Raw genomic sequence first — 26,779 nt, forward strand, 5'->3', positions numbered from 1 at the left:
ACTTTGCTGGAAATCGTTCTATGGTAGCGCTGCTCATCCGTCGATGCGGCAAATGCGCTCAACGAACACACTCGGCGAACGTGTTTTGCGATTTTGAGGCGAGCGGGGCGGCGCTGGCGTTCGCTAGACGAGAGGCCTAGGTTGCGCCGCATGGCCAACCTGTTCCAAATCGCCATCCCCGTCGCCCTGTTCGCCGTGCTGGCGACGCTGTGCGTGGGGATCTACGCCCTCTTCCGCGGCGGCGACTTCGGCCGCTCCTATTCCAACCGGCTGATGCGCCTGCGCGTGGTGCTGCAGTTCGTCGCCGTGCTGGTCCTGGTGGCCGCCTTCTGGTGGAGCCACCGGTAAGGCTGTAGCCGGCTGATTTTGCAGCTTTGTTTCAGGAGGTAACGGCGTGGTCGTGCTCAACCGCATCTATACGCGCACGGGCGACAAGGGTTCGACCCGCCTGTCGACCGGCGAGCCGGTCAGCAAGGCCTCCCTGCGGGTCGAGGCCTATGGTGGCGTCGACGAGACCAACGCCTTCATCGGCGTGGCCCGCCAGCACGCCGGCGGCGACCCCGACCTGGACGCCATGCTCGAGCGGATCCAGAACGACCTCTTCGACCTGGGCGCGGACCTGGCCACCCCCGAGCAGAACGAAAAGCCCGAGTGGGAGCCGCTGCGCGTGGTCGAGAGCCAGGTCGAGCGGCTGGAGGCCGAGATCGACCTGATCAACGAGCGCCTGTCGCCCCTGACCTCGTTCGTGCTGCCGGCGGGTTCGCCGCTGTCGGCCGCCCTGCACGTGGCCCGCACCGTCTGCCGCCGGGCCGAGCGCACCTGCGTGGCGCTGGCCGCGACCGAGGGCGAGATCGTCGGTCAGCCGGCGTTGAAATATCTCAATCGCCTGTCGGACCTCTTGTTCGTGGCCGCCCGGCGCGCCAATTCCGACGGCGCGAGCGACGTGCTGTGGAAGCCCGGCGCGACGCGATAGGATCTCTTCGATGCGCATCGGCCTCCTGGAAACGGGCGAACCGCCCGAAAGCCTGATTTCGGACTACGGCCGCTACGGCGGCATGTTCCAGCGCCTGCTGGGGCCGGGCCACGACTACGCGACCTTCGACGTCCAGGCCGGGGCGCTGCCCAAGGCGATCGACGCTTGCGACGCCTATGTCGTCACCGGCAGCTCGGCCGGGGTCTATGACGACCTGCCGTGGATTGACCCGCTGAAGGGCTTTCTCGCCACGGCCCGCGACCAGGTTCCGCTGGTGGGCGTGTGCTTCGGCCACCAGGTGATGGCCGAGGCCTTCGGCGGCAGCGCGGTGAAGTCCGACAAGGGCTGGGGCATCGGCCTGCAGAGCTATTCGGTTGCGAAGCCGGCGGCCTGGATGGACGACGTGGCCCATGTCAGCGCGCCGGGTTCGCACCAGGACCAGGTCGTGGCCCTGGCGCCGGGCGGCCAGGTGCTGGCCGGCAGCGACTTCACCCCGTTCGGCGTGCTGGCCTATGGCGACAAGGCCTTCTCGATGCAGTTCCACCCGGAGTTCGATCCGGCCTACGCCGCGGCCCTGATCGAGAGCCGGCGCGGCACGCGTTTCTCCGAGGAACAGGCCGACGCGGCCGTGGCCTCGCTGGCCGCGCCCAACGACAGCAATCGCATCGCCGGCTGGATCGATAGCTTCTTGCGGAAAGCAACCAAGGCCTGACTTGGCCGTTGCGGCTGGGCAAGCGGGAGAACAACGCCATGCGTCTCGCCACCGTGATGCTCGCCGCCGGCCTGACCCTCGCGGGCGGCGCCGTGATCGCCATGACCCAGGGCGCGGCCGGTCCCGCGCCCGCCGCGCCGCCAGCCGAGGGCCTGAAGACCGTCGCCAGCTTCCAGTCGATCAAGGATCCGGCCGCCCGCTCGGCCGCCCTGTTCACCGAGGCCGGCAAGGTGATTCAGAGCCCGCGCTGCCTCAACTGCCACCCGGTCGAGCGCGCGCCCACGCAAGGCGACGACCTGCATCCGCACAATCCGCCGATGGTCGCCGGCCAGAGCGGCCATGGTCCCACCGGCATGCCCTGCCTGTCGTGCCACGGCCCTGCCAACGTCAGGACCTTCGGACAGCAGGTCAAAAGCATCCCCGGCGACCCGCACTGGGCGCTGGCTCCAGCCGAGATGGCCTGGCAGGGCAAGTCGCTGGGTCAGATCTGCGCCCAGCTGAAGGATCCGGCCCGCAACGGCGGCAAGACCCTGGCCCAGATCCACGAGCACATGGCCCGCGACCACCTGGTCGGCTGGGGCTGGAACCCCGGCGAAGGCCGCAAGCCGGCGCCGGGCACGCAGGCTCAGTTCGGCGAGATCATCAAGGCCTGGATCGACACCGGGGCCAAGTGCCCGAAGGCGTGAGGGAGCGCGCGAGCCTCACCCTTTGCCTCCAGCGGACGCTTCTTGACCCTCTCTCCATGAGAGAGGGTTTCTTTGGGCCGCCCTCCACCCTTAGCTGACACCAATTGTGTTCGTTCACCGGGGGCTATGCCGATAGCGGTGGAGATCCCCGGTTCCAGGGCGGAATGACGCGAAGACTTGAGATGGCAGCCTAGACAACCCGCAACCGGCCTGACCAATATTCCGGCCAATGACAACGTTGGCATTACCAGCGTTGCGAAGGCAGGGAGAGGCGGATGCGGCGGGTGTTCGAGCGCGTTCTGGCGGCTGCGGCCGTGCTGGTCATGGCCGCGTCGGCGGCGCAGGCGGGGCCGACCCTGACGCGGGCCGACCGGCGCGACGGCCAGGACCTGTCGGGAACCTGGAACTACTCGGTCGACCCCTATCGAGACGGGATCGCCGGCTTCCATCGCGGCCCGCCCGGCGTCGGCCACCGACGCTACGACGACAGCGACGTCGAGCAGGTCACCCGCGCCGATCCCAAGGCGCTCTATGAATACGACATGCAGCGCTCGCCGACCGCGACCCTGCCGGCCTCGTGGCTGACCCATGCGCCCGAGATGCGCCACTATCAAGGCCTGGTCTGGTACCAGCGGCGGTTCGAGACGCCGGCGCTGAAGCCCGGCCAGCGGGCCTTCCTGCGCTTCGAGGCCGCCAACTACACCGCCAAGGTCTATCTGAACGGCCAGGCCGTGGGCGAGCACGAGGGCGGCTTCACCCCGTTCTCGCTGGAGGTGACCAGGCTGCTGCGCGCCGGCCAGAACCAGGTGACGGTCGGCGTCGACTCCACCCCCGCCGTCGACGGCGCCCCGCCGCCGGTCACCGACTGGGAGACCTATGGCGGCATCACCCGGCCGGTGCGGCTGGTGATCACGCCCGCCACCTTCGTCGACGAGGCCTGGGTGCGCCTGACCCGCGACGGCAAGGCGATCGCCGCCGACGTGCGCCTCGACGGTCCGGCCGCCGCAGGCCAGACGGTCAGCGTCAAGGTCGCGGGCCTGAACCTCACCCTCTCCGGCCAGGCCGGTTCGGATGGCGTGGCCAGGCTGTCGGCCCCCGCCCCCAAGGGCCTCAAGCGCTGGGCGCCGGGAGCGCCCGTGCTCTATAACGTCCGCGTCGAGGCCGGCGACGACGTGCTGACCGATCGTGTCGGCTTCCGCACCGTCGAGGTGCGCGGCGGCGAGATCCTGGTCAACGGCAAGCCGGTGTTCCTGCGCGGCATCTGCCTGCATGAGGAAGAGCTGGGCGAGAACCCGGCCCGCACCATCACCGAAGCCTCCGCCCACGCCCTGCTGGCCGAGGCCCGCGACGGCCTGCACGCCAACTTCGTGCGCCTGGCCCACTATCCGCATTCGGAGGTGACCACGCGCCTGGCCGACGAGATGGGCCTTCTGGTCTGGAGCGAGATCCCGATCTACTGGCTGGTCGATTTCGGCAACGCCCGCACCCTGAAGCTGGCCCGCGACATGCTGGCCGACTCCATCCGCCGCGATCGCAACCGCGCCTCGATCGCGCTGTGGAGCGTGGCCAACGAGACCCCGATCAGCGACGCCCGCAACGCCTTCCTGGGAACCCTGGCCGACGACGTCCGCGCGCTGGACGATACCCGCCTGGTCACCGCCGCCCTGCTGGCCGACCGCAAGATCGAGGGCGGCAAGCAGGTGATGGGCATCGACGATCCGCTGGCCGCCAAGCTCGACGTGCTGGCGGTCAACACCTATGCCGGCTGGTATTCCGACGATGGCCTGGACGCGGTGGCCGCGATCGCCTGGCGGCCCACCGACAAGCCGATGGTGTTCTCCGAGTTCGGCGCCGACGCCCTGGCCGGCTTCAGCGACCCGGCGCTGATGCGCAAGTTCTCCGAGGACTTTCAGGCCCGCTACTACGTCCAGACCCTGGCCATGGCCGCCAACGCGCCGTCCCTGCGGGGTATGTCGCCGTGGATCCTGAAGGACTTCCGCTCGCCGCGCCGCCAGCACCCGGTCTACCAGCAGGGCTGGAACCGCAAGGGCCTGATCTCGCCCACCGGCCGGCGCAAGGCCGCCTTCAAGGTGCTGGCCGACTACTACGAGAAGTTGACCATCGGCGCGAGGTAAGCGATCATCGCAAATACACTTCGATGGGGGCAAGGGTGAGAAAATATTTCAAAAATATTGAAAATTGCTCAAATCTTAATTACAAATCAGGCTCATCTATAGTTGTTGCTCATGATTTTTATGTTTTAAGCGCAATTGTTGTTTCTAAGTGCTCATTTATTCAAGATCAAATACAGCAGATAATATACAGAACTCATGGTCGCGAGTTATTGGGAGCGAAAAGGGCGCTTAAAAATTTTCCAAATCCAAAGTCTAGAGTCGATTTTCTGTGCTCATACCCGTATAGTAATAACGACAATACAATAAAAATTGTATTCGATTATGTGAGAACTATTTTTAGTAATTTATATGAGTTGAGAAATATTCTTTCCCACGAAGTATGGTTCTCAAGTGATGATTTTCCGAGCAAGGTGCTTTTCCATACTTTGGATGAGAATTCCAAACTCCTAATGGCGCAAGGCAAGATATGGCACGATGAAGATGCAGGCGCTCAATACACCTATGATGCAATCATAAAATTCATAAAAAGCGTTAAGGTTATTGATAAGTTTGATCTCGAAATGTCCATAAAAGACATAGATGTGTGCAGCTGGTCATTGATGATTATTAGTGGCATTCTTGATTGCGACGATGAGGAGCGTAGGGAGGCGGCTCGTCAATCTTTTCTGGTTTTTCGTGGAACGTCTCATCTGTTTGATGAGGCGCCAGCTTCGCCGGGGGGCGTTGAATTTTCGTCCTCTCGGAACAAAACTATAAACCAATAAATAATCGGTCGAATTTTTCCTCACCACATCGGTCCGAAATTCCTGCCGTGAGACCTAAAGCCTTGCCGCCAGGGCCGCCATCTGGTCGGCGGCGATCCCCCAGCCTTCGTGGAAGCCCATCTGCTCGTGCATGGCCTTGTCCTCGGCCGACCAGTGGCGGGCGATGGCGGTGTAGCGGGTCTTGCCGCCGCCCAGGTCCTCGAAGCGGACGACGCCGACCATGAACGGCTTGTCGGAAGGAACCCAGGCGCTGGTGAAGGCGTCGGTGAAGACGATCAGCTGGTTCTCGACGACCTCCAGATAGACGCCTTGATTAGGCATCTCTTCGCCGTTCGGGCCGCTCATGACGATCAGGCTGGAGCCGCCGGTGCGCACGTCCATCTGCGCATGGCTGACGCGCCAGGGCGGCGGGCAGAACCATTCGGGCAGCAACTCGGGCGTGGTCCAGCACTTGAAGAGCTTTTCGGCCGGCTGGTCGATGATCCGGGTCAGGACCAGTTCGTGGGCGGCGGCCTGCGGGGCGGCGGCCTGCGGGGCGGCGGCGTCGAGAGCCATGGCGTTTTCTCCGTATCGTTGGAAACAGTGTTCGGCCCAAGGACGCGCCGGGTCGACCCGTCCCGACAGGCGCCCCGCATTTTTTCGAAGCCGGTTGACCCGCTCCCTCCCGGGGGCCACTGTGCCGGAAATTCAAACAAACGTTTAGGGTGCGCGCCGTGAGCCTCTTCGACCTTTCCGGCAAGGTGGCCATCATCACCGGATCCTCGCGCGGGATCGGCAAGGCCATCGCCGAGCGCATGGCCGAGCACGGCGCCAAGGTGGTGATCTCGTCGCGCAAGGCCGGTCCCTGCGAGGAGGTGGCGGCGGCCCTCAACGACAGGCATGGCGAAGGAACCGCCATCGCCGTGCCGGCCAACATCGCCTCGAAGGAGGACCTGCAGCGCCTGGTCGACGAGACCCGCGCCGCCTTCGGCCGCGTCGACGTCTGCGTCTGCAACGCCGCCAGCAATCCCTATTACGGCCCGCTGGCCGGGATCAGCGACGACCAGTTCCGCAAGATCCTCGACAACAACATCATCAGCAATCACTGGCTGATCTCGATGGTCGCGCCGGAGATGCGCGAGCGCAAGGATGGCGCGATCGTCATCGTCAGCTCGATCGGCGGCCTGCGCGGCAACGCTATCATCGGGGCCTACAACATCTCCAAGGCCGCCGACTTCCAGCTGGCCCGCAACCTCGCCCACGAGTTCGGCCCCGACAACGTGCGGGTCAACTGCATCGCGCCGGGCCTGATCAAGACCGATTTCGCCAAGGCCCTGTGGGACGATCCCAAGACCCTGGAGCGCTCGACCGCGGGGGTGCCGCTGCGCCGGATCGGCGAGCCGGACGAGATCGCCGGGGCGGCGGTCTACCTCGCGTCAAGCGCGGGCAGCTTCATGACGGGGCAAGCCCTGGTGGTGGACGGCGGGGCGACCATCTGAGCCGGGCTCCACCGATACGCGATAACGGCGGTTTCTGGTGCGGCCTAGAGACGCGCCCCGCCGGAAATTAACCGTCAGCGTAAGAGGTTGCCGCTAGGAGATACGGGTCAATCGAGGACCCGCCGTTTGAAGCGTATCCTGCCCCTGCTGCTCGCGCTCGTCGCCCTGGTCGGCGTGGCGCCGGCTCGCGCCGCGTCGCCTGAGGTCGGCGGACAGGCCAGCAAGCTGCAGACCCTCTATCGCGAGATCGGCGTCCAACGGGCGGGACCCGCGCCGCAAGCCAACGAGGACGTCGAACGGGCGGGCCGCCGGGCCCTGCGCCAGCGTGGCGACACGCGGCTCTACGCCCTGTGGCGGGTGCTGTACGCCTACAAGAGCAATCACGTCGACCAGGCCTTCAAGGACTGGATCGCCACGGTGCGCGCCACGGCCCGCGCCGACGACGACGCCGAACTGACCACACTGGCCGAGATGATGGAGGCCGCCTACGAGCTGGAGACCCGCGGACCGAGCGGTGTCGACGACGCCCGCTGGGCCCGGTTCCTGGAGGGCTCGGGGCGCGAGATCGGCCTGATGGCTGGCGTCGAGCGCATCCGCCTGCTGGCCCGCAGCGGCCGCTGGACCCAGGCCAGCCAGTTCGCCGGCGAGCTGTTCGAGGACCTGGAGGAGCGCGGCTCCATCGCCCGGCCGCTGCTGGCCGAGGCCCACCAGGTGCACTCCTACACGCTGTCGGAAATCGGCGACAAGGACGGGGCCCTGGACCACATGGCCGAGGCCGCGCGGCTGGACGAGCGCGACGCCTTCTACATGCGCAAGATCGAGCGATTGTACGACATCGCCTACACCGCCGCCGAGCTGGGCGAGATCCAGGCCGCCGAGCGGTTCGCCGACATGCACCACCGGATGAGCGAGGCCACCGGCGACCAGGACCTGCTGACCTGGGACCAGAACCTGTGCGCGGTGATCGCTGACGCCCGCGACGACCCGCGCGCGGTGCTGCGCTGCCTGGTCGACGCGGGACCGGCCCTGGCCGCGCCGCGCGACCGGGTGTCGGTGTCGATGCTGCGCCTGCGGGCCAAGGCCCTGGCGCGCACGGGATATGCGGCCCGGGCGCGCGCGGATCTGGCCGTGCTCGACCAGGCGCCGCCGCGCGCCGCGCGTCCCGATCCGATCGGCCGCCTGCTGGTCGAGGCCTACATCGCCAACGCCGAGGGGCGCGGCAAGGACGCCTTCGCCCTGTTCGACCGCTGGCGCGCCACCCACGCCCGCGAGGCCAGCGCCACCCAGGCCGCCACCGCCGCCCAGATTTCGTCGGCCCTCGAGGCCGAGCTTCGCGCCAAGCGCAGCGAGAGCCGCCGCCTGACCGCCGAGGTCGAGCTGACCCGGCGCCTGGCCCAGGCCACCGGCGTGATCGCCGCCCTGATGGCCCTGCTGGTGGTCGGCGGGATCGCCTGGGCGCTCTACATGCGCCGGGCCCAGGCCAACCTGAAGGACGCCCGCGGCCGGGCCGAGGCCGCCAGCGACGCCAAGTCGTCGTTCCTGGCGGTGATGAGCCACGAGCTGCGCACGCCGCTGAACGGCATGCTGGGCATGGCCCAGGCCCTGCGCGCCGACGACCTGGGCGCGGGCCAGCGCGAGCAGGTCGACCTCTTGATCGACTCCGGCGAGACCCTGCTGGTGCTGCTGAACGACATCCTCGACCTGTCGAAGATCGAGGCCGGCAAGCTGGAGATCGCCCCCACGGCCGGCGACCTGGTCCAGACGGTGAGCCGCCTCGTCAACGGCTTCCAGCCGACCGCGCGCGAGAAGGGCATCGTCCTGTCGTTCAACATCGACGGCGATCCGCCGCCGTGCCTGATGTTCGACGTGGTGCGGGTGCGCCAGTGCGTCGCCAACCTGGTGTCCAACGCCCTGAAGTTCACCAGCGAGGGCCGCGTCGAGGTGACCCTGGCCTGCGCCGTCGAGCCGAACAGCGGCCGCCAGGCCGTGCGGCTGACGGTCAGCGACACCGGCATCGGCATGAGCTCGGCCACGCTGGACAAGCTGTTCGGCGCCTTCACCCAGGCCGACGCCTCGACCACCCGCAATTACGGCGGCTCGGGCCTGGGACTGAACATCACCCGGCGGCTGGCCGAGCTGATGGGCGGTTCGGTCAATGTGCGCAGCCGCGAGGGCGAGGGCTCGCTGTTCACGCTGAGGTTCATGGCCGACGTGGCCGAGACCCCGGCCATGGCGGTTCCGGCCGAGGCGCCGACGGCGGTGTTCGAGCTGGACGCCCTGACCTCGCTGGGCGGGCGGCGGGTGCTGGTGGTCGACGACCATCCCGTCAACCGCCGGGTCATCCGCCTGTTCCTCGAGCCGTTCGGCTGCGAGCTGGTCGAGGTCGAGAACGGCCAGGAGGCGCTGGCGGCCGTCGAGGCCGAAGCCTTCGACATCGTGCTGATGGACGTCAACATGCCGGTGATGGACGGACTGGAGGCCACGCGCCGCCTGCGCGCCGATCCGCGCTGGCGCAACCTGCCGATCGTCGCCCTGACCGCCGACGTGATGAGCACCCAGATCCGCACCTGCCTGGAGGCGGGCATGGACGCCCACGTCGCCAAGCCGATCGACATGCGCAACTTGCTGACCATCCTGGCCCAGGTGGTGGTCGCCGCCCAGGCGCGCACGGCCGCGCGTGTTCGCAAGGTCGCGGCGGGCGCCTGACGCGACGATCGCGTCTGGATCGCCTCACCCTTCTCCTGGAATAGTCGGGTCATCAAGGGGGCTGTCAGATGATGATCCTGTTCGCGAGCCTGCTGGTCGCGGGAGAGCCGCAAGGGCTGAAGCTCCTGACGGGCGAGGAACTGAAGGCGACGGTAGTCGGCTCCAGGATTTCGTATGGCGGGCGCGAAGGCGACGAAAGTTTCGGGCCTGGCGGCGCATACACCGTCTTCAATCGGGCGCCGTTGGCGGGAACCTATGTCGTCACGGGTGACCAGGTGTGCGTCACCCTCTCCGGGACGCGCCGTTGCTGGCGACTGCTGCGCAACCAGGAGGGCGGCCATGTCATGGACTTCGCGTTGCCGGGAGGGCAGCACGCCCTGCAACGCGTCCTGATCCGGCCGGGCGACTAGTCGATCTCGAAGGTGTCGGGCTGCCGCGGCGCGGCGGGCGCCGGAACCGGCGCGGGCGGCGGCGTCACGGCCTTGGGTTCGTGGCTCAGCAGGGCGTTGACCCGCTTGGACAGGTCGGCGGCGGTGAACGGCTTGACGATGTAGCCGTTGGCGCCCTCGTTCAGGGCCAGCTTGACGGTGTCGATGTCGCCGCGGGCGGTGATCATCATCACCGGCGTGCGCAGCTTGCGGTGCTTGCGCATCAGCCGCAGCATCTCCAGCCCGCTCATGCCGGGCATCTGGATGTCGAGCAGCACGAGGTCGGCGCGAACGTGGCTGAGGGCTTCCAGTCCGATCGTACCGTTGGGCGCGGCCGAGACCCGGTGGCCCGACTGGCTCAGCACCAGGTCGACGAAGTCGCGGATCAGGGGATCGTCGTCGATCACCAGGACAGAGTGCGGCATCGGCGGGATTTCCAGAATCTACGCGTCGGGTACTCGACCAACTATAGCGCGCGTTGCGAGCCTGTCGCACCCCCGCGTGCGCGCCGGGGGCGCGCTTATTGTCGCGGTGTCAGCGGCACAGGCGGTAGGAACTGAGGTCCAGGTGCAGGTGGTCGGCGTGAGCGGCGTTGTAGTCGGGGCCCAGCACCGCGCCGAACAGCTCGCAGGCGCCGGCCCGGGCGACCCGCAGGAAGCGGCCCTCGGGGCTGTCTTTGCGGAAATCGGCCGCGATGGTCAGCCGGCGTCCGTCGGCCAGCCGCACGCCGGAGACATCAAGGGCCGAGGCGCTGGCGTGCTGGCTGGGGCGTTCGCCCTCGCGGCCGTAGATCGTCCGGCAGGCATAGGTTCCCAGGTGCTCGACCCTGACCAGATCGCTGTCCAGCAGGTGCTCGGCGGCGGGGTCCAGCACCTGCCGTTCCCAGACCGCATAGCGCAGCGCCAGCGGGCAGGTCATCACCGGCGCGGCTGGGGAGAGGCGGGTTTGCGCCCGCACCGTGTCGCGGGTCGAGCAGAAGCCGTCCTCTCTGACGGGCTGGTCGACCGAGACGATCCCGACGTCGCGCAGGGCGGCGCGGCAGGCGGCCGGATCGGCGCCGACCCTGGCCAGCTTGGCCTGCGTCGCCAGGCCCAGCGGCTGGTCGATGGAGAACGGCTTCCAGGCCAGGTCCTGATGCGGCGCGATGCGGTCGACCAGCGCGAAGACGAGCAGGCCGACGAGGGCCGCGTCGAGCAGCAGGCCGCCGATCTCGGCCAGAGCCAGGGACTGGGGCGAAGCGGGTTTCACCCAGGCTGCAACGGTCCGCCCGAGCGGAGGTTTCGCCACGTGGTGCTCGCCGAAGGGCGAGGACGGCGCGCATGGCCTTGGCGGTCGGCGCTGAACAGGGCATGACCGCCTGCCCGGTCCGAAGGGATCGCACCAGAGACCTTGGATGTCCGCCGACCGCATCGTCCTGCTCGACCGCGCCCTGCTGCCGCGCTTTGGCCTGCTGTGCCTGGGCATCTGGCTGAACGCCGCCGACACCCTGGTCACCGCCACCATCATGCCCAGCGTCGCCCGCGAGATCGGCGGCCACCAGTATTTCGGCTGGTCGGTGGCGGCCTACCTGATCGGCTCGATCGTCGCCGGCGCGTGCAGCGGCAAGTTTTCGCAAGGGCTTGGCCTTCGGCGGGCCACGGCCTTCGCAGGCGTGGTCTATGCGATCGGCTGCGCCATGAGCGCGCTGGCCCCCGACTTCGTCACCTTCGTCGCCGGCCGCTTGGTGCAGGGTCTGGGCGCGGGGGCGGTGGTGGCGCTGTGCTACGTGGCGATCACGGCCCTCTTTCCCGAAAGCCTTTGGCCGCGCGTCTATGGCGCGGTGGCCGGGGTGTGGGGCGGGGCGACCCTGCTGGGGCCGATGCTGGGCGGGCTGTTCGCCGCCGCCGGCTTCTGGCGCGGGGCGTTCTGGGCCTTCGTCATCCAGGGCGTCGTCTTCGTCGTCGCCGTGCTGGCCATGCTGCCGGGCGAGAAGCGCGAGGCTGGCCGCACCCGCATTCCCAGCCGCCAGCTGCTGCTGCTGGTCGTCGGCGTCGGCCTGATCGGCGCGGCCGGGGTCGTGGCCTCGCCGGCGGTGGCGGGCGCCTGCGCCGTCCTCGGCGTCGTGGCCATGGCCGCGATGCTGGCCGTCAACCACGCCTCGCCCGACCGCCTGTTGCCGCGCTCGGCCGCCGACCTGTCGACCGCTACCGGTCTTGGCCTTCTGACCATGTTCGCCTGCGAGGCCGCCGCCATCGGTTTCACGGTCTATGGCCCCGCCTTCATCCAGGCTCGCCACGGCGCCTCGCCCCTGGTCGCCGGCTATGTCACCGGCGGCATCGCCGCGGGCTGGACCGTCTGCGCCATGCTGGTGGCCCGGCTGAAGGCTAAGCGCGAGCCCCTGGCCATTCGCGCCGGCGCCCTGGTGATCCTGCTCGGGGTGGCGCTGGCCGCGCTGGCGGTGACGCGCGGCGGCCTGTGGAGCACGGGCCTGTCGCTGCTGGCCGTCGGCTGCGGCTTTGGCCTCTGCTGGGCGTTCCTGGCCCGCCGCACCATCGCCGGCGCGCCGGTCGAGGAGCAGGCCCTGGCCTCGTCCGCCGTACCCACGGTGCAGCTGATCGGCGGCGCGGCCGGCTCGGCCGCCGCCGGGGCCATGGCCAACCTGCTGGGTTTCGGCCACGGCATCGATCCGGCCGCCGCCTTCGTCCATGGGCCGTGGTTGTTCGCCGCCTTCGCGCCGCTGGCCCTGGTGGGCTGCCTCGCGGCCTGGCGGCTGGCGAGGGCCTAGAGCCGCTCTATTCGCTGCCGCCCAGCGTCAGCAGGATGGCCGGGTTCTGGGCGATCAGGATGACCCCCACCGCGCCCAGCGCCGTCTCGTCGCGCTCGTCGGACTCGGTGGCCGCGCCGACGATGGGGGCGACGATCAGGCCGCCGGGCAGGTCGGCCGGCGGCGCGGCCTCCAGGTCGGGGCGGTGCTTGAAGATTTCGGCGCGGATCGTGTCGACGCCCACGGCCATCGGCGCCAGGTCGATCTCGATGTCGGTTCCCACCGTGCGGTCGGCGAGGCTGAGGTTCGGCAGATCGCTTGGGCCCAGACGCAGGCCGAGCTTGCCGCGCCGGTCGCGGCTGCGCGGACGCACCGCCTGGATGGCCGCCCAAGGGATGGTCCAGCCCAGGCCTCGATCGTAGATCCCGGCCTCGTCGATCCGCAGTTCCACGGCGGCGGGCTCCAGCGGCGGGCGTCGCCAGATCAGCCAGCCGAAGCCCAGGTTCAGGGCCATGGCGTAGATCACGCCCCAGAGGTCGCCGTACCACCAGGACTGGCCGGTCAGCAGCAGGGCGATCGCCAGGCCGGCGAAGGGGATGCGGTTCTTCCAGCGCGCCTCGAGCTGCGCCTTGCGGCTGGTCCGCCAGACGCCGGGCGCGGGCTGGTCGGGCGCATCTTCGCGCCGGCCCGCGATCCAGAAGGCCAGGGCCAGGCCGAAACCCGCGATCCACAGCGGCGGCTGCACCTCCGGCGAGCCGCCCCAGACGCCCAGGGCCAGGCCGCTCCAGATCGCCGTCGGCGCGATCTCCTGGCCCAGCTGGGCGGCGGACATGTGGACGCGGATGCCGTCCGAAACCTTGCGAAGCGGGTTCATGCGCGGAAAGGTAGCGCTTGCCTGGGCGGACTCAAGCCTGCTCCAGCGCGGTCGCTTCGACCAGCCGCACCACGTCGCCCATGATCTGCGTGATCCTGAAATCCTTGGGGGTATAGATCCGCGCCACGCCCATCTGTTTCAGGATCAGGGCGTCGGCCTCGGGGATGATGCCGCCGGCCACCACGGGCACGTGGTCCAGCCCCTCGGCGCGCATCAGCCGCACGACCTCCTGCACCAGGTCGAGGTGCGAGCCCGACAGGATCGACAGGCCCACGACGTGGGCGCGGCTTTCCTTGGCGCGGCGGACGATCTCTTCCGGGGTCGAGCGGATGCCGTCATAGACCACTTCCATGCCGCAGGCCCGGGCGCGGGTGGCGATCTGCTCGGCGCCGTTGGAGTGGCCGTCCAGGCCCGGCTTGCCGACGAGGTAGGTCAGGGTGCGGCCCAGCACTTCGGACACCCGCTCGACCTCGGCCTTCACCGCCTCGACATCCTCGGCCTCGCCGGTCGAGACCACGATCGCCACGCCGGTCGGGCCGCGATACTCGCCGAACACCTCGCGCAGGGCGCCGGCCCATTCGCCGGTGGTGACCCCGGCCTTGGCGGCGGTGATCGAGGGCTCCATGATGTTTCGGCCATCGATCGCGGCGGCCTTCAGGTCGGCCAGGGCGGCCTCGACGGCGGCCGCGTCGCGGGCCGCGCGCCAGGCCTGGATGCGGGCGACGACCTCGGCTTCCAGCTTCGGGTCGATGGTCTCGATGGCGCCTTCGCCCGCCGACAGGGGCGAGGGCTCGCTGTCGGTCCAGCGGTTGACGCCGACCACGGTCAGCTCGCCGGTCTCGACCGCCCGCACCCGCTTGGCGTTGGAGGCGACAAGCTCGGCCTTCATGTAGTCGATGGCGCTGGCCGCCCCGCCCATCTGGTCGATCAGGCCCAGTTGCTCCAGCGCGCCCTTCGACAGCTCGGCGACCTTGGCCTCGACCACGTGGGAGCCGGCGAACAGGTCCTCGTATTCCAAGAGGTCGGTCTCGTAGGCGAGGACCTGTTGCAGCCGCAGCGACCACTGCTGGTCCCACGGGCGCGGCAGGCCCAGGGCCTCGTTCCAGGCCGGCAGCTGCAAGGCCCGGCAGCGGGCGTCCTTGGAAAGGGTGACGGCCAGGGCCTCTATGAGAATGCGGTAGACGTTGTTCTCGGGCTGCGGCTCGGTCAGGCCCAGCGAGTTGACCTGCACGCCGTAGCGGAAGCGCCGGGCCTTCCTGTCCTGCACGCCGTAGCGCTTGAGCAGGATCTCGTCCCACAGCTTGGTGAAGCTGCGCATCTTGCAAAGCTCGGTGACGAACCTCACCCCGGCGTTGACGAAGAAGCTGATCCGCGAGGCGACGATCTCGAAGTCTTCCTCGGGCACCTGGCCGCCGGCGCGGACGGTGTCGAGCACGCTGATCGCGGTGGCCAGGGCGAAGGCCAGCTCCTGCTCCGGCGTCGCCCCGGCCTCCTGCAGGTGGTAGCTGCAGACGTTCATCGGGTTCCATTTCGGAACCTCGCGATAGCACCAGGCGATCATGTCGCCGATCAGCCGCAGGCTCGGGCCGGGCGGGAAGATGTAGGTGCCGCGGGAGAGGTATTCCTTGATCAGGTCGTTCTGGGTGGTCCCCTGCAGGAGCCTGCGGTCGGCCCCCTGCTCGTCGGCCAGGGCGACGTACATCGCCAGCAGCCAGGCGGCCGGGGCGTTGATGGTCATGGAGGTGTTCATCTTCTCCAGCGGGATCTCGCTGAAGAGGGCGCGCATGTCGCCCAGGTGGCTGATCGGCACGCCCACCTTGCCCACCTCGCCGCGCGACAGGATGTGGTCGGGGTCGTAGCCGGTCTGGGTGGGCAGGTCGAAGGCCACCGACAGGCCGGTCTGGCCCCGCGCCAGGTTCGAGCGATAGAGCGCGTTGGACTTCTCGGCCGTCGAGTGGCCGGCATAGGTGCGGAAGATCCACGGCGGATCGGGCGCGTGCTGATAGGCCTTGTCCGACATCCTCGCGCTCCCGGCGGTCTTTTATGTTTATCGCCGGATGATGCGCTCGTGTTGGGTGCGGTGCAATATGAGGCTTCGCAGGTGCGAGTTCAGATCCTCCCCCTGTAGGGGGAGGTGGCCCGGAGGGCCGGAGGGGGAAGAGACCGCAGCCTCCCATCCCGCTCTGAGTTCAGCAGACACGTCCCCCTCCGTCGGCTTCGCCGACACCTCCCCCCTCAGGGGGAGGATCTTCATTCCCGGCTGAAGCTCTCGGGAATTTCCGGATTCTGGCCCGCCTTGCCCCACAGCACGATCTCGTTCCCCCACGGATCGCGGAAGGCGTGGTTGTAGCCGTTGAACTCGGCCCAGTAGTGGTCGCGCCAGAGCAGGGTCGCGCCCAGGCTTTGCGCGGTTCCCAGGATCCGGTCGGCGCTGTCGTCGTCGCCGATCAGGATCCAGATGCGCGGCTTGCGGCCGTCGGTCGACAGGGCGCGGGGCTCGACGCCAGCGGCCTGCGGATGCGGGCGGGCGTTGGCGGCGTCGAAGATGCCCAGGTGCAGGTTGCCGATCTGGCTGTCTGCGCCGTCGGGGTTCTTGAACTGACCGCCCGGCACCATGCGGTGATAGATCCCCTGCGGCCGGGCGTCGTTCTGCCAGCCGAACACCTGCGCATAGAACTCGCCGGCCTTGGCGGGGTCGTCGCTGGCCAGGTCGACGAAGATCAGGGTGTTGGTCACGGGCGGGCGTCCTTGGTTGCGGTGGTGGTGGCCGCCCTCGTGCTTCGACAGGCTCAGCATGAGGGCTGCTGTTGAAGCAGCATTCCGGACCTCACCCTGAGCTCGTCGAAGGGCGGGGTCCGGCTTCTCAGTCGAAGCCGATCGACAGCGAGGTCTCCCGCCAGGCCTCGATGTCGGCCTTCAGGCCGTCGGCGGCGTAGGCGGCGTATTTCAGGGCGTCTTCGCCGAGCAGCAGGTGCAGGGGCGGCTCGGGCGCATCGACGATGGCCAGCACCGCGAGCGCCGCCTTCTTCGGATCGCCGGGCTCGGAACCGGCGTGGTCGGCCATGATCCGCTCGGCGTCGCGAGCCAGGCCGTCATAGTCGGCCAGCTTGCTCGCCACGATGGTCTTGGAGCCCTTGGCGAAGCTGGTGCGCAGGCCCCCGGGGGCGACGTTGACGACCTTGATCCCCAGCTCGGCGACCTCGGCCGCCAGGGTCTGGGTCAGGCCTTCCAGCGCCCACTTGCTGGCGCAGTAGACGCCGGTGCCGGCCCAGACCGCCAGGCCCGAGACCGAGGTGATGTTGACGATCCGGCCCGCACGCCGGGCCCGCATGGCCGGCAGCACGGCCTTGAGCATGCTGAGGGGCCCGAAGACGTTGGTTTCGAACTGGGCGCGGACCTCGTTGAGCGAGGCTTCCTCGACCGCGCCCACCAGGCCGTAGCCGGCGTTGTTGACCAGCACGTCGATGGCGCCGGTCAGGGCTTCGGCGGTCTTCACGGCCTCTGCGACGGCGACCGGGTCGGCGACGTCCATGACCAGGCCATGAGCGCGGCCCGGCGCCAGGGCCTCGAAGGCGGCGACGTCGGCGGCCTTGCGCACCGTGCCGGCGACGACGTCGCCCCGCGCCAAGGCGGCCGCGGCGATCTCGCGCCCGAGCCCGCCGGACACGCCGGTGATCAGCCAAGTCTGGGTCATGGGGAAGTCCGATCAAGAGGATCCTCCCCCTGTGGGGGAGGTGGCCCAGAGGGCCGGAGGGGGGACGTTATCAACTGACTAGGCGTCGGCCGTCTCAGCAGAAACTTCCCCCTCAGTCGCTCCGCGACAGCTCCCCCTTCAGGGGGAGCATCTTGAAACTCTAAAACGGCTTGTCGCCCTTCACCCACAGGCGGTGCATCGTCCGGAAGTATTTCTTGTCGTCGTACAGCGTTCCCGTGTGCAAGGTGCAGCGGTTGTCCCACATCAGCAGGTCGCCGACGCGCCACTTGTGGGCGTGGACGAAGCGCTCCTGCGTCATGAACGCCACCAGCTCGTCCAGCAGGGCCAGGCCCTCCGGCCCGGGCTTGCCGATCACCTCGGTCACCGTGCCGGTCGAGGGCCACAGCGCCTTGCGGCCGTCGGCCGGGTGGGTGCGGATCAGCGGGTGCTCGACATCGGGATTGGCCGCCGCCATCTCGGGCGACAGGATCTGGGCCCCGAACTCGCGCGTGGCCATGAAGTGCTTGTAGCTGTGGTGCAGCCGCAGCGGCAGGAGCTCGGCCTGCCTGTCGGCGCTCAGCGCCTCCCAGGCCGCGCAGCCGTCGGCCAGCAGGGTGTCGGAGCCTTCCTCCGGGGCCTCCACGCAGTAGAGCATGGTCAGCATCACCGGCTGCGGCTTGTAACTGTAGTCGGTATGCCAGCCGACGCCGTCGTTGTGGGCCCCGATCGGCTTTCCGTCGACGACGCGGTTGGAGAGGATGAAGATCTTCGGATAGCCGGGCAGGGTGAAGCGGGTCTGGGTGTGGTCCTCCGGATCGCCGAACCGGCCGATGAAGGCCATCAGGTCGTCGGGGGTCATGGTCTGGTCGCGCACCAGCACCGCGCCGTGGGCGTGGAAGGCGGCCACCACGCCGTCGAGCTGCGCGTTCGACGCGGTCGGCAGGTCGATATCGAGGATCTCGGCGCCGAAGTCGTCCTTCAGGGGTCTCTTGGCCAGGGCGGGCAGGGCTTGCGCGAGCATGTCGGCGACCTTTGGTGACTGTCTGGCGTCGAGCCTAGGCGGTTGAAAAACCACGGTCTTGCCTCAGCGCGCACTGTCTCTTGCCCGCCTCTCGTGCGCGTACGGTCAAAAGCAAGGTCCTTGCGCAGCGCGTCGACAGCAGCGCCCGATCGGCGGGCGACCGTGCGGCGCGGGCCTGCCGCTGACCAAGTTTTCGTGCGCGCTGGAGCAAGACCGGGGCGTGTCGCGGCGCCAGCCTTGAGAGGTCTTCCCCTTCAGCGAGCGCCCGGCCGTGACCCTGTTCAGCGACGCCTTCTTCGACGGGCTGTCCAGCTCCACCCACGAGGTGGGCGCGGCCGAGACCCTGCCGCCGGCCTGCTACACCGACGCGGCCTTCTACGATTTCGAGAAGGCCGCCCTGTTCGACCGCGAATGGCTGTGCGTGGGCCGGGTGGACCAGGTGCGGGAGCCCGGCGACTTCTTCACCACCGAGATCGTCGGCGAGCCGATCCTCGTCACCCGCAACCGGGCCGGCGAGATCAAGGCGATGTCGTCGGTCTGCCAGCACCGCGCCATGCTGGTGGCCGAGGGCAAGGGCAACGCCCGCGGCTTCGTCTGCCCCTATCACCACTGGGTCTATTCGCTGAACGGCGACCTGGTGAACGCCCCGGCCATGGACCGCACCTGCGGCTTCGACAAGAAGAAGGTCAGCCTGCCGGCCTTCAAGGTCGAGATCTGGCTGGGCTTTATCTTCGTCAATTTCGATGCGGACGCAGAACCCTTGGCCCCGCGCTTGGCGGCCGTCGAGAGCGCCATCGCCAATTTCGACCTCGAGACCGCCGAAGCGCTCGAACCCATGACCGGCCAGTTCGCCTGGAACTGGAAGGTGATGTTCGAGAACAACAACGACGGCTACCATGCCAGCAAGCTGCATCGCGGCGTGCTGCACGACTTCATTCCCAGCGAGCTGGCCAGCTTTCCCGAGGCCGAGCCCGGCGATGCGGGCTTCCTGCGCTACAACGGCACCCTGCACCCGGACGCGAGTTTCAACCCGACCCAGAAGGCGGTGCTGCCGATCTTCCCCAAGCTGTCGGACGAGGACCGGGGCCGGGCGACCTTCGCCAACATCCCGCCGACCCTGTCGCTGGTGATGACCAGCGACATGGTCATCTACCTGATCCTGCGGCCCACGGGCCCGGAGACCATGGCCCAGGACACCGGCATCCTGGTCGCCCCCGGCGCGCGGGACTCCTACGGCTTCAAGGAGCGGCTGGAGATGATCATGACCTCGGCGGGCCAGATCATCGCCCAGGACATGCATGTCGACGAGCTGGTCCAGAAGGGCCTGCGCTCGCGCTTCGCCATCCGCGGCCGCTACTCCTGGCAGGAGGGGGCGCAGGTGCAGTTCAACCGCTGGCTCGCCCCGCGCTACCAGGCCCAGTGGGACCGGATGAAGGGCGCGCCCGCCGCGGCCTCCACCCCGGTGGAGGCCGCCTGAGATGACCTCGCGCCTTCCCGTCGTCTTCTTCGGTCACGGCAGCCCGATGATCGCGCTGGAGACCAACGACACCACCAAGACCTGGCGAGCCATGGCCGAGGGCATCGAGGCCGCCCACGGCAAGCCCAAGGCCATTCTCTGCGTCTCGGCCCACTGGATCACCAAGGGCGTCGGGGTGACGGCCATGACCAGCCCCCGCACCATCCACGACTTCGGCGCCTCGTTCCCGCGCGCCCTGTTCGAGGTGCAGTATCCCGCGCCGGGCTCGCCGGAACTGGCGGCGCGGGTGCGCGACCTGCTGTCGCCCGAGATCCCGGTGGTGCTGGACGAGCGCCAGTGGGGCCTGGATCACGGAACCTGGTCGGTGCTGTGCAAGGCCTGGCCCGACGCCGACGTGCCGGTGATCCAACTGTCGATGGATGGCGCCAAGCCTCCCGCCTGGCACTACGAGATGGGCCAGCGCCTGGCGCCGCTGCGGGATGAAGGCGTGCTGATCGTCGGCACCGGCAACATCGTCCACAACCTGCCGGCCATGGACTGGGGCGACCGGCACTGCGCGCCCTACGACTGGTCGCAGCGCTTCAACGAGGCGATCAAGGCGGCCATCGTCGACGACCAGCCGCTGGCCGCCGTCGAGTTCGAGAAGCTGGGCGAGGACGCCCGCCGGTCCGTGCCGACGCCCGACCACTACTGGCCGCTGCTCTACGTGCTGGGCGCGCGCCTGCCCGGCGACGTCGCCCGCTTTTCCCCCGACCACATCGAGCACGGCTCGCTGAGCATGACCAGCGTGACGCTGGCTGCCGCTTGAGAGGACACTTTCCCATGCCCTTCATCTGCGAACCCGGCCAGGTCCGTCCCGACGTCGCGCCCGGCGCCCTCCACCATCTGAGGGCCACGCCCGAGACCATCCACTGGGGCTACTTCGATCCGTCGATCAAGCCGGCCCTGCGCATCAAGAGCGGCGACCTGATCCAGGCCGAAGCCATCACCCACCACGCCGGCGACGCCCCCGAGCTGATGATGGACGAGGCGGTGACGCGGATCTTCACCGAGGTCCCCGAGGACGACCGCAATCCCGGCGTCCACATCATGACCGGCCCGATCCATGTGGAGGACGCCAAGCCCGGCGACGTGCTGGAGGTGCGTTACCTGCGCATGGTTCCGCGCAACCGCTACGGCTCCAACCTCGCGGCCAACTGGGGCTATCTCTACAAGGAGTTCGGCGAGAAGGAGCGGGTGACGATCTACGAGCTGGACGCCGACTTCAACACCGCCAGCGCCCTCTATGCCTACGACTTCCCGGGCAAGTACCTGACGCCCGGCACGATCACCAACTGCCCCGAATGCGACCGCCAGAGCGCATTGCCGGGCGTGCGAATCCCGGCCCGCCCGCACCTGGGCACGGCGGGCGTCGCACCGGCCGTCGACGGTCGCGTCAGCACCATCCCGCCCGGCCTGCACGGCGGCAATATCGACAACTGGCGCATCGGGGCGGGGGCGACGATGTATTATCCCGTGCAGGTGGAGGGCGGCCTGTTCTCCATCGGAGATCCCCATGTCAGCCAGGGCGATGGCGAACTTTCAGGCACCGCGATCGAAAGTTCGCTCAACGTCCTGATGCAGATCGTCCTTCGCAAGGATTTCGAGACCCCCGGGCCTTTGCTGGAGACCCCCAAGTGGTGGATCGTCCACGGGTTCGACGAGGACCTCAACGTGGCCATGAAGCAAGCCTCCCTCAACATGCTGAGCCTGCTGTCCGATCACGTGGGGCTGAGCAAGAACGACGCCTATTCGCTGATGAGCGTGGCCTCCGACTTCGGGGTGACCCAGGTGGTCGACGGCAAGCAGGGCTGCCACGTGCGCATCCCGCGCGACATATTCCCGAAGAGAACCTGAGGTCTTGCGCGCCTGGTCGTTCAGCACCGACAGCTATCCTCGCGCCGAGCGTTCGGACGCCTGGCGCGAGGCCATGTCGCGCCTGGGCCTGCCGGTCGAGGGGCTGTCGGAGCTGGAGCCGGCCTCGACCTCGGTGGTCTGCCTGACGAGCCCCCTGGGCATCGAGTTCGCCCTGGTCAACGCCGGGGCCCAGACCATCTCGGGCCGCCTGACCAACCAGCCGGCGGCGGTGTGGATGGCCGTGCTGCTCGACGGCCAGGCGGCGGTGGTCAGCGACGACCTGGCCGAGGACCTGACGGTGGGCGACATCGCCTTTGGTCCTACCGGCCAGGCGGCGGCCCTGCGCCTTGCCACCCGCTGCCGGCTGATGTTCGTCCGCGCCCCGCGCGTGGCCCTGAACCATCGCCTGGTTGCGCCGCGCGCCCTGCGGGTGGGCAGGCTGCGCGGCGAGGGCGGGGTCAAGCACATCCTGTCGGGCCTGCTGCGCTCGACGGCCGACTCGCTGGAGGACCTGACCGTCGACCAGCTGCGGCCCGTCGAGCTGGCTCTGGCCGAGTTCCTGGGCCTGTGCCTGCTGGAAGCTGGCGAGGAGCGCGGCGCGGCCTGGCCCACCGACGCCCGCAGCGCCCATTTGCAGCGCCTGCGCCAGACGATCGAGACCCTGCTGCCCGATCCGAACCTGACCATCCGCCGGGTGGCCGACGAGGAGGGCGTCTCGCCGCGCTATGTGCAGAAGCTGTTCGAGGGCGTGGAGGAGACCTTCAGCCACTACCTGCGCACCCGCCGGCTGGAGCGCTGCCGCAACGACCTGGCCAGCCCACAGTTCGCGCGGCTGTCGATCTCGGAGATCTGCTTTCGCTGGGGCTTCAACGGCAGCGCCCATTTCAGCCGCGCCTTCCGCGACCAGTACGGCTGCTCGCCGCGCGACTTCAGGCGCAGCGTGCGGGATGAGGAGCGCGTGGCGGCTTAACCCCCACCTCTCACCCTCTTCTCCCGTCATTCCCGCCCTTGTGGCGGGATGACGGGAGAAGAGGGATGGGCGTTGCCAGCATCCCCAACCGCCCCTAGCGTCCCACGCACAACAAGGGGGAGGGACGCACCGATGAAGACGCTGCTGGCGATCGTCATGAGCCTGGCGTGCGGAGTCTCCGCCGCCTACGCGACCCAGTGGCCGAACGGGGCCAAGGCGGCCGTGGCCCTGACCTATGACGACGCCCTGGCCTCGCAGCTCGACAACGCGATCCCGGCGCTCGACGCGGCGGGCTTCAAGGGCAGCTTCTTCCTGTCGGGTGTGAAGGCGGCCGACATTCCGCGCTGGCGGGCCGCCGCCGCGCAGGGCCATGAACTGGCCAACCACACGATCTTCCACGCCTGTCCGGCGGCCAACTTCCCGGCCGATCCGCGCTACGTGGCCGAGGCCTACACGCCCGCCAGCCTGCTCAAGGAGATCGAGCAGCAGAACGTCCTGCTGACCGCCATCGACGGCAAGGCCCGCCACGGCTTCGCCACCCCCTGCGGGGCCAGCAAGGCCGGCGGCGTCGACTATCTGGAGGCGCTGCGGGCCTCGAACCTGGTCACCTATGCGCGCGGGGTGGTGACGACGCCGGAGGATCTGGCCGGCCGCCGGATCGATCCGATGCACGCACCCTCGCGCGGCTTTCCCGAAGGCGTCACCGGCGCCCAGCTGATCGACTTCGCCAAGAGCGCCTCGGCCGGCGGCGGCGTGGCGGTGTTCCTGTTCCACGGCGTGGGCGGCGACTACCTCCAGGTCTCCAATCCGGCGCACCAGGAGCTTCTGGCCTGGCTGAAGGCCAATCCGAAAGAGGTCTGGGTCGCGCCGCTGCAAGAGGTGATGGACTGGGCCGCGGCGCATCCGTGAGCCTCCTCTCGCCCCCAAAGCCCGTCCGGGATGACGATGAGGGAGCGTGTAGGGTGCTTTACCCGCACTTCGCCCGCGCCAGCCGTTCCACCGCCGCGTCCAGCACGTCATCCCCCTTGGCGAAGCACAGGCGCAGGACGCTGGTCACCGGATCCTGCGCGTAGAAGGCCGAGACCGGTATTGCCGCCACGCCGTGCTCGCGCACCGTCCGCAGGGCGAAGGCGCGGTCGGGCTGGTCGATCCCCGAGGCGGCCAGATCGATATTGAGGAAGTAGGTGCCGGCGCTGTCCAGCACCGAAAAGCCAGCCTGCCGCAGGCCCGTCGCCAGCCTGTCGCGCGAGCGTTGAAGGCCGGCGGGCATGGCCTCGAACCAGTCGCCCGGTTGGTCCAGCCCGAAGGCGACGGCTTCCTGCAGGTTGGGCGGGGTGGTGAAGGTCAGGAACTGGTGGGCGCCGGCCAGGGCCTTGGCGAGGGGAGGGGCGGCGCACAGGAAGCCGACCTTCCAGCCGGTCATGCCGAAAAGCTTGCCGGCCGAGCCGATCTTGACCGTCCGCTCGCGCATGCCGGGGAAGGTCATCAGGGACTTGTGGGCGCGGCCGTCGAAGACCACGGCCTCCCACACCTCGTCGCACACGGCGATGACGTCATGGCGCACGCAGAACTCGGCGAGCAGGGCCAGATCCTCGTCGGCCATGACCACGCCGGCCGGATTGAGTGGGCTGTTGAGCACCACGAGCCTGGTCTTCTCGCTGAACGCCGCCTCCAGCATCGCCCGGTCGAACCGCCAGTGCGGCGGCGACAGGCGCACGAGGCGCGGGATCCCGCCTGCCCGCCGCACCATCGGCAGGTAGGCGTCGTACAGCGGCTGGAACAGCACCACCTCGTCGCCGGGCGAGATCAGCGACAGGAAGGCCGCGGCCAGGGCCTCGGTGGCGCCGGAGGTGACGATGATCTCGCGGTCTGGATCCAGGTCCAGGCCCTGGGTGCGGCCATAGTGGGCGGCGACGGCCTGGCGCAGCTGCGGCAGGCCGCGCATCGGCGGGTACTGGTTGGAGCCCTCGATCAGCGCCTCGCCCGCCTTCCGCCGCAGGGCGATGGGGCCTTGGTCGTCGGGAAAGCCCTGGCCCAGGTTGATCGCCCCCAGCTCGCGGGCGAGGCCGCTCATCTCCTCGAACACGGTGACGGGCAGGTCGGCGAAGACGGGGTGGACCATGGGAGACTCGTGATGTGGCCGGCGACCTTGGCGCGGCTCCGCCGAACCGCCAAGACTTTCCGCCGGGCCGGCCCCCTCAGTCGCTCCGCGACAGCTCCCCCAGGGGGGAGCATCTTGGCGCAATAGATCCTCCCCCTCTGGGGGAGGTGGCCCGGAGGGCCGGAGGGGGGCGTTTTCAGCTGCCGAACGGCTGGCCGACTTCCCCCACCGATCGCTCCGCGATCGCCTCCCCCACAGGGGGAGGTTCCTGACAGCCCAAGCAACCTCTGCCGCATCCCGCGCATTTTCCTCACCGCCAAGGACTACAGGAGGACGACGGCATGAACGGCGTGGGTTTCATCGGCGCGATCATCATCGGTATCTTCGCCGGATGGCTGGCCGAGAAGATCATGAAGCGCGACCACGGGCTGTTGACCAATCTGGTGGTCGGTCTGGTCGGTTCGCTGATCGGCGCCTTCCTGGCCAGCATGCTGGGCCTGGGCGCGACCGGCTGGATCGGCAGCCTGGTGGTCTCGACCGTGGGCGCGGTGGTGCTGCTGGCCCTGCTGGGCCTGTTCCGCCGACGCGCCTGATGCGGCGTCTTCTGCTGGCCGCCGCGGGCGCGGCGGCCTTGAGCGTGGCGGCCTGCGGCGAGCGGGCCAAGCTCGACGTGGCCGCCGGCACGGGCGCCAACCCGCAGCTGCCGGCCCCGAAGAAGACGCTGCTGCCGACGATCAACATCGCGCCGGCCAAGGGCTGGCCGGCGGGCGGCGCGCCCAAGGCGTCCGACGCGCTGCAGGTGCGGGCCTTCGCCGACAAGCTGGACCACCCGCGCTGGATCCACGTGCTGCCCAACGGCGACGTATTGGTCGCCGAGACCAACGCCCCGCCCAAGCCCGAGGACGGCAAGGGCCTGAAGGGCTGGATCCAGGGCCTGGTGATGAAGCGCGCCGGCGCGGTGACCAAGAGCGCCAACCGCATCACCCTGCTGCGCGACACCAATGGCGACGGGGTGGCAGACCTGCGCTCGACCTTCCTGTCGGGCCTGAACTCGCCCTTCGGCATGGCCCTGGTGGGCGATACCTTCTACGTGGCCGACACCGACGCGGTGCTGGCCTTCGCCTACAAGGAAGGCGAGACCGCCATCACCGCGCCGCGCCGGCGGGTGACCGACCTGCCGGCCGGTCCGCGCAACCACCATTGGACGAAGTCGCTGATCGCCAGCCGCGACGGGACGCGGCTCTATGCGACCGTCGGCTCCAACAGCAATGTCGCCGAGAACGGCATGGCCGAGGAGGAGGGCAGGGCCGCCATCTGGGAAATCGATGTGGCCACCGGCGCCAAGCGCCTGTTCGCCACCGGCCTGCGCAATCCCAACGGCATGGACTGGGAGCCGACCTCCGGCGCCCTGTGGACCGTGGTCAACGAGCGCGACGAGATCGGCAGCGATCTGGTGCCCGACTACATGACCTCGGTGAAGGACGGCGGGTTCTACGGCTGGCCCTACAGCTATTACGGCCAGCACGTGGACGCGCGGGTGAAGCCCCAGCGGCCCGACCTGGTGGCCCGGGCGATCAAGCCGGACTACGCGCTGGGACCCCACACCGCCTCGCTGGGCCTGGCCTTCGACGGCGGCGGGGCCCTCCTGGGTCCGTCGCGCGGCGGGGCGTTCATCGGCCAGCACGGGTCGTGGAACCGCAAGCCTCACAGCGGCTACAAGGTGGTGTTCGTGCCCTTCGCCGGCGGCAAGCCGTCGGGACCGCCGCGCGACATCCTGACGGGTTTCCTCAACGCAGACGGCGAGGCGCTGGGGCGGCCGGTGGGAGTGGCGATGGACATGGACGGCGGCCTGCTGGTGGCTGACGACGTCGGCAACGTCATCTGGCGGCTCTCCCGGCGCTGATCCGATTCCGCCGGAAACGCCTGCGGCGCCCAAAAGCCGGGCGTTCGCCGGAGCCTCCGATCCGGCTCCAGCGGCGAGGCGTTGTCATTCACAACTACAGTGATGGAAATCATAACCGCCAGTATCGGCGTGTTTCAAAATTGAATCTATAAAACTATTAAATAGAATACATGTCTTTCGGTCGGGAGATAACGACCGAACTGTGACGAACTAATGTC

At 68.8% G+C, this 26,779-nt stretch carries 26 protein-coding genes; 17 read left to right on the plus strand and 9 right to left on the minus strand.

Features of this window, described 5'->3' with window-relative positions; translation table 11 throughout:
- The first annotated feature begins 150 nt into the window (after window positions 1-150).
- From DDF62_RS06770 to DDF62_RS25370, 6 genes are all read left to right on the plus strand, one after another.
- Window positions 151-348: a twin transmembrane helix small protein gene (locus tag DDF62_RS06770; protein ID WP_101712735.1), complete on the plus strand. Its 198-nt coding sequence runs from the start codon at window positions 151-153 to the stop codon at window positions 346-348.
- A gap of 46 nt (window positions 349-394) precedes the next feature.
- Complete coding sequence (locus DDF62_RS06775) at window positions 395-973, plus strand: cob(I)yrinic acid a,c-diamide adenosyltransferase (protein WP_116488415.1); 579 nt, start codon at window positions 395-397, stop codon at window positions 971-973.
- A gap of 10 nt (window positions 974-983) precedes the next feature.
- Window positions 984-1,685 carry a type 1 glutamine amidotransferase gene (locus tag DDF62_RS06780; RefSeq protein WP_116488416.1) on the plus strand — a complete coding sequence of 234 codons (702 nt, stop codon included), beginning with the start codon at window positions 984-986 and terminating at the stop codon, window positions 1,683-1,685.
- Window positions 1,686-1,723: 38 nt separating this feature from the next.
- Window positions 1,724-2,371: an Isoquinoline 1-oxidoreductase subunit gene (locus DDF62_RS06785; RefSeq protein WP_116488474.1), complete on the plus strand. Its 648-nt coding sequence runs from the start codon at window positions 1,724-1,726 to the stop codon at window positions 2,369-2,371.
- Window positions 2,372-2,646: 275 nt separating this feature from the next.
- The gene (locus DDF62_RS06790) at window positions 2,647-4,506 is read left to right on the plus strand and encodes a glycoside hydrolase family 2 protein (RefSeq protein WP_116488417.1); all 1,860 of its coding nucleotides are present in this window, start codon (window positions 2,647-2,649) and stop codon (window positions 4,504-4,506) included.
- A 35-nt stretch (window positions 4,507-4,541) separates the two neighbouring features.
- Window positions 4,542-5,270 carry a hypothetical protein gene (locus DDF62_RS25370; RefSeq protein WP_133244895.1) on the plus strand — a complete coding sequence of 243 codons (729 nt, stop codon included), beginning with the start codon at window positions 4,542-4,544 and terminating at the stop codon, window positions 5,268-5,270.
- 54 nt (window positions 5,271-5,324) lie between these two features.
- Here the strand turns inward: DDF62_RS25370 and DDF62_RS06795 are convergent, their stop codons facing one another.
- A complete protein-coding gene (locus tag DDF62_RS06795; protein WP_116488418.1) occupies window positions 5,325-5,825 on the minus strand; it encodes an SRPBCC family protein in 501 nt (166 codons plus the stop codon).
- A gap of 158 nt (window positions 5,826-5,983) precedes the next feature.
- Here DDF62_RS06795 and DDF62_RS06800 point away from each other — a divergent pair, with 158 nt between their 5' ends.
- From DDF62_RS06800 to DDF62_RS06810, 3 genes are all read left to right on the plus strand, one after another.
- Complete coding sequence (locus DDF62_RS06800; protein WP_116488475.1) at window positions 5,984-6,748, plus strand: SDR family oxidoreductase; 765 nt, start codon at window positions 5,984-5,986, stop codon at window positions 6,746-6,748.
- Window positions 6,749-6,874: 126 nt separating this feature from the next.
- Window positions 6,875-9,454, plus strand: a complete 2,580-nt coding sequence (locus DDF62_RS06805; RefSeq protein WP_116488419.1) for a hybrid sensor histidine kinase/response regulator — start codon at window positions 6,875-6,877, stop codon at window positions 9,452-9,454.
- A 68-nt stretch (window positions 9,455-9,522) separates the two neighbouring features.
- Window positions 9,523-9,864: a hypothetical protein gene (locus tag DDF62_RS06810; RefSeq protein ID WP_116488420.1), complete on the plus strand. Its 342-nt coding sequence runs from the start codon at window positions 9,523-9,525 to the stop codon at window positions 9,862-9,864.
- Here the strand turns inward: DDF62_RS06810 and DDF62_RS06815 are convergent.
- Both DDF62_RS06815 and DDF62_RS06820 read right to left on the minus strand, forming a co-directional pair.
- A complete protein-coding gene (locus DDF62_RS06815) occupies window positions 9,861-10,307 on the minus strand; it encodes a response regulator transcription factor (protein ID WP_116488421.1) in 447 nt (148 codons plus the stop codon). The two genes, DDF62_RS06810 and DDF62_RS06815, sit on opposite strands and share 4 nt — an antisense overlap.
- Before the next feature lie 109 nt (window positions 10,308-10,416).
- Window positions 10,417-11,130, minus strand: coding sequence for an extensin-like domain-containing protein (locus tag DDF62_RS06820; RefSeq protein ID WP_116488422.1), 714 nt, complete (start codon window positions 11,128-11,130; stop codon window positions 10,417-10,419).
- A gap of 145 nt (window positions 11,131-11,275) precedes the next feature.
- Here DDF62_RS06820 and DDF62_RS06825 point away from each other — a divergent pair, with 145 nt between their 5' ends.
- Complete coding sequence (locus tag DDF62_RS06825) at window positions 11,276-12,646, plus strand: MFS transporter (protein WP_116488423.1); 1,371 nt, start codon at window positions 11,276-11,278, stop codon at window positions 12,644-12,646.
- A gap of 7 nt (window positions 12,647-12,653) precedes the next feature.
- On the opposite strand, the gene DDF62_RS06830 is transcribed toward DDF62_RS06825, so the two are convergent.
- From DDF62_RS06830 to DDF62_RS06855, 5 genes are all read right to left on the minus strand, one after another.
- Window positions 12,654-13,499: a hypothetical protein gene (locus DDF62_RS06830; protein ID WP_116488424.1), complete on the minus strand. Its 846-nt coding sequence runs from the start codon at window positions 13,497-13,499 to the stop codon at window positions 12,654-12,656.
- A 31-nt stretch (window positions 13,500-13,530) separates the two neighbouring features.
- Window positions 13,531-15,519, minus strand: a complete 1,989-nt coding sequence (locus DDF62_RS06835) for a protein meaA (RefSeq protein ID WP_116488425.1) — start codon at window positions 15,517-15,519, stop codon at window positions 13,531-13,533.
- 230 nt (window positions 15,520-15,749) lie between these two features.
- Complete coding sequence (locus DDF62_RS06845) at window positions 15,750-16,295, minus strand: VOC family protein (RefSeq protein ID WP_244286731.1); 546 nt, start codon at window positions 16,293-16,295, stop codon at window positions 15,750-15,752.
- 67 nt (window positions 16,296-16,362) lie between these two features.
- Window positions 16,363-17,193, minus strand: coding sequence for an oxidoreductase (locus tag DDF62_RS06850; RefSeq protein ID WP_116488427.1), 831 nt, complete (start codon window positions 17,191-17,193; stop codon window positions 16,363-16,365).
- Window positions 17,194-17,353: 160 nt separating this feature from the next.
- Window positions 17,354-18,214 carry a TauD/TfdA dioxygenase family protein gene (locus DDF62_RS06855; RefSeq protein WP_116488428.1) on the minus strand — a complete coding sequence of 287 codons (861 nt, stop codon included), beginning with the start codon at window positions 18,212-18,214 and terminating at the stop codon, window positions 17,354-17,356.
- A 271-nt stretch (window positions 18,215-18,485) separates the two neighbouring features.
- Here DDF62_RS06855 and DDF62_RS06860 point away from each other — a divergent pair, with 271 nt between their 5' ends.
- From DDF62_RS06860 to DDF62_RS06880, 5 genes are all read left to right on the plus strand, one after another.
- Entirely contained in the window at window positions 18,486-19,691 is a 1,206-nt protein-coding gene (locus DDF62_RS06860; RefSeq protein ID WP_116488429.1) for an aromatic ring-hydroxylating oxygenase subunit alpha, read from the plus strand.
- A 1-nt stretch (window position 19,692) separates the two neighbouring features.
- A complete protein-coding gene (gene ygiD / locus DDF62_RS06865; protein ID WP_116488430.1) occupies window positions 19,693-20,499 on the plus strand; it encodes a 4,5-DOPA-extradiol-dioxygenase in 807 nt (268 codons plus the stop codon).
- A gap of 14 nt (window positions 20,500-20,513) precedes the next feature.
- Window positions 20,514-21,587, plus strand: a complete 1,074-nt coding sequence (locus DDF62_RS06870; RefSeq protein WP_116488431.1) for an acetamidase/formamidase family protein — start codon at window positions 20,514-20,516, stop codon at window positions 21,585-21,587.
- Between the two features lie 4 nt (window positions 21,588-21,591).
- The gene (locus DDF62_RS06875; RefSeq protein ID WP_109100458.1) at window positions 21,592-22,557 is read left to right on the plus strand and encodes a helix-turn-helix domain-containing protein; all 966 of its coding nucleotides are present in this window, start codon (window positions 21,592-21,594) and stop codon (window positions 22,555-22,557) included.
- A gap of 132 nt (window positions 22,558-22,689) precedes the next feature.
- Window positions 22,690-23,466 (plus strand): polysaccharide deacetylase family protein, encoded by a 777-nt coding sequence (locus DDF62_RS06880; protein ID WP_116488432.1) that lies wholly within the window; start codon window positions 22,690-22,692, stop codon window positions 23,464-23,466.
- A gap of 58 nt (window positions 23,467-23,524) precedes the next feature.
- Here DDF62_RS06880 and DDF62_RS06885 read toward each other — a convergent pair whose 3' ends face one another.
- Window positions 23,525-24,679, minus strand: a complete 1,155-nt coding sequence (locus DDF62_RS06885) for an aminotransferase (protein ID WP_116488433.1) — start codon at window positions 24,677-24,679, stop codon at window positions 23,525-23,527.
- A gap of 320 nt (window positions 24,680-24,999) precedes the next feature.
- On the opposite strand from DDF62_RS06885, the gene DDF62_RS06890 reads away from it, so the two are divergent.
- Window positions 25,000-25,251: a GlsB/YeaQ/YmgE family stress response membrane protein gene (locus DDF62_RS06890; protein WP_101717094.1), complete on the plus strand. Its 252-nt coding sequence runs from the start codon at window positions 25,000-25,002 to the stop codon at window positions 25,249-25,251.
- A complete protein-coding gene (locus DDF62_RS06895; RefSeq protein WP_116488434.1) occupies window positions 25,251-26,561 on the plus strand; it encodes a PQQ-dependent sugar dehydrogenase in 1,311 nt (436 codons plus the stop codon). Before DDF62_RS06890 ends, DDF62_RS06895 begins: the two co-directional genes overlap by 1 nt.
- Window positions 26,562-26,779: the final 218 nt, after the last annotated feature.

It is taken from the genome of Caulobacter radicis (assembly GCF_003094615.1).
Taxonomy (GTDB): domain Bacteria; phylum Pseudomonadota; class Alphaproteobacteria; order Caulobacterales; family Caulobacteraceae; genus Caulobacter; species Caulobacter radicis.

Bases quoted from the DNA above. Each gene is read 5' to 3' on its own strand.
- DDF62_RS06770 (WP_101712735.1), top strand. From the start codon at position 151: ATGGCCAACCTGTTCCAAATCGCCATCCCCGTCGCCCTGTTCGCCGTG.
- DDF62_RS06780 (WP_116488416.1), top strand. From the start codon at position 984: ATGCGCATCGGCCTCCTGGAAACGGGCGAACCGCCCGAAAGCCTGATT.
- DDF62_RS06785 (WP_116488474.1), top strand. From the start codon at position 1,724: ATGCGTCTCGCCACCGTGATGCTCGCCGCCGGCCTGACCCTCGCGGGC.
- DDF62_RS06790 (WP_116488417.1), top strand. From the start codon at position 2,647: ATGCGGCGGGTGTTCGAGCGCGTTCTGGCGGCTGCGGCCGTGCTGGTC.
- DDF62_RS06795 (WP_116488418.1), bottom strand. From the start codon at position 5,825: ATGGCTCTCGACGCCGCCGCCCCGCAGGCCGCCGCCCCGCAGGCCGCC.
- DDF62_RS06810 (WP_116488420.1), top strand. From the start codon at position 9,523: ATGATGATCCTGTTCGCGAGCCTGCTGGTCGCGGGAGAGCCGCAAGGG.
- DDF62_RS06815 (WP_116488421.1), bottom strand. From the start codon at position 10,307: ATGCCGCACTCTGTCCTGGTGATCGACGACGATCCCCTGATCCGCGAC.
- DDF62_RS06825 (WP_116488423.1), top strand. From the start codon at position 11,276: ATGTCCGCCGACCGCATCGTCCTGCTCGACCGCGCCCTGCTGCCGCGC.
- DDF62_RS06830 (WP_116488424.1), bottom strand. From the start codon at position 13,499: ATGAACCCGCTTCGCAAGGTTTCGGACGGCATCCGCGTCCACATGTCC.
- DDF62_RS06835 (WP_116488425.1), bottom strand. From the start codon at position 15,519: ATGTCGGACAAGGCCTATCAGCACGCGCCCGATCCGCCGTGGATCTTC.
- DDF62_RS06845 (WP_244286731.1), bottom strand. From the start codon at position 16,295: ATGCTGAGCCTGTCGAAGCACGAGGGCGGCCACCACCACCGCAACCAA.
- DDF62_RS06850 (WP_116488427.1), bottom strand. From the start codon at position 17,193: ATGACCCAGACTTGGCTGATCACCGGCGTGTCCGGCGGGCTCGGGCGC.
- DDF62_RS06855 (WP_116488428.1), bottom strand. From the start codon at position 18,214: ATGCTCGCGCAAGCCCTGCCCGCCCTGGCCAAGAGACCCCTGAAGGAC.
- ygiD (WP_116488430.1), top strand. From the start codon at position 19,693: ATGACCTCGCGCCTTCCCGTCGTCTTCTTCGGTCACGGCAGCCCGATG.
- DDF62_RS06870 (WP_116488431.1), top strand. From the start codon at position 20,514: ATGCCCTTCATCTGCGAACCCGGCCAGGTCCGTCCCGACGTCGCGCCC.
- DDF62_RS06880 (WP_116488432.1), top strand. From the start codon at position 22,690: ATGAAGACGCTGCTGGCGATCGTCATGAGCCTGGCGTGCGGAGTCTCC.
- DDF62_RS06885 (WP_116488433.1), bottom strand. From the start codon at position 24,679: ATGGTCCACCCCGTCTTCGCCGACCTGCCCGTCACCGTGTTCGAGGAG.
- DDF62_RS06890 (WP_101717094.1), top strand. From the start codon at position 25,000: ATGAACGGCGTGGGTTTCATCGGCGCGATCATCATCGGTATCTTCGCC.
- DDF62_RS06895 (WP_116488434.1), top strand. From the start codon at position 25,251: ATGCGGCGTCTTCTGCTGGCCGCCGCGGGCGCGGCGGCCTTGAGCGTG.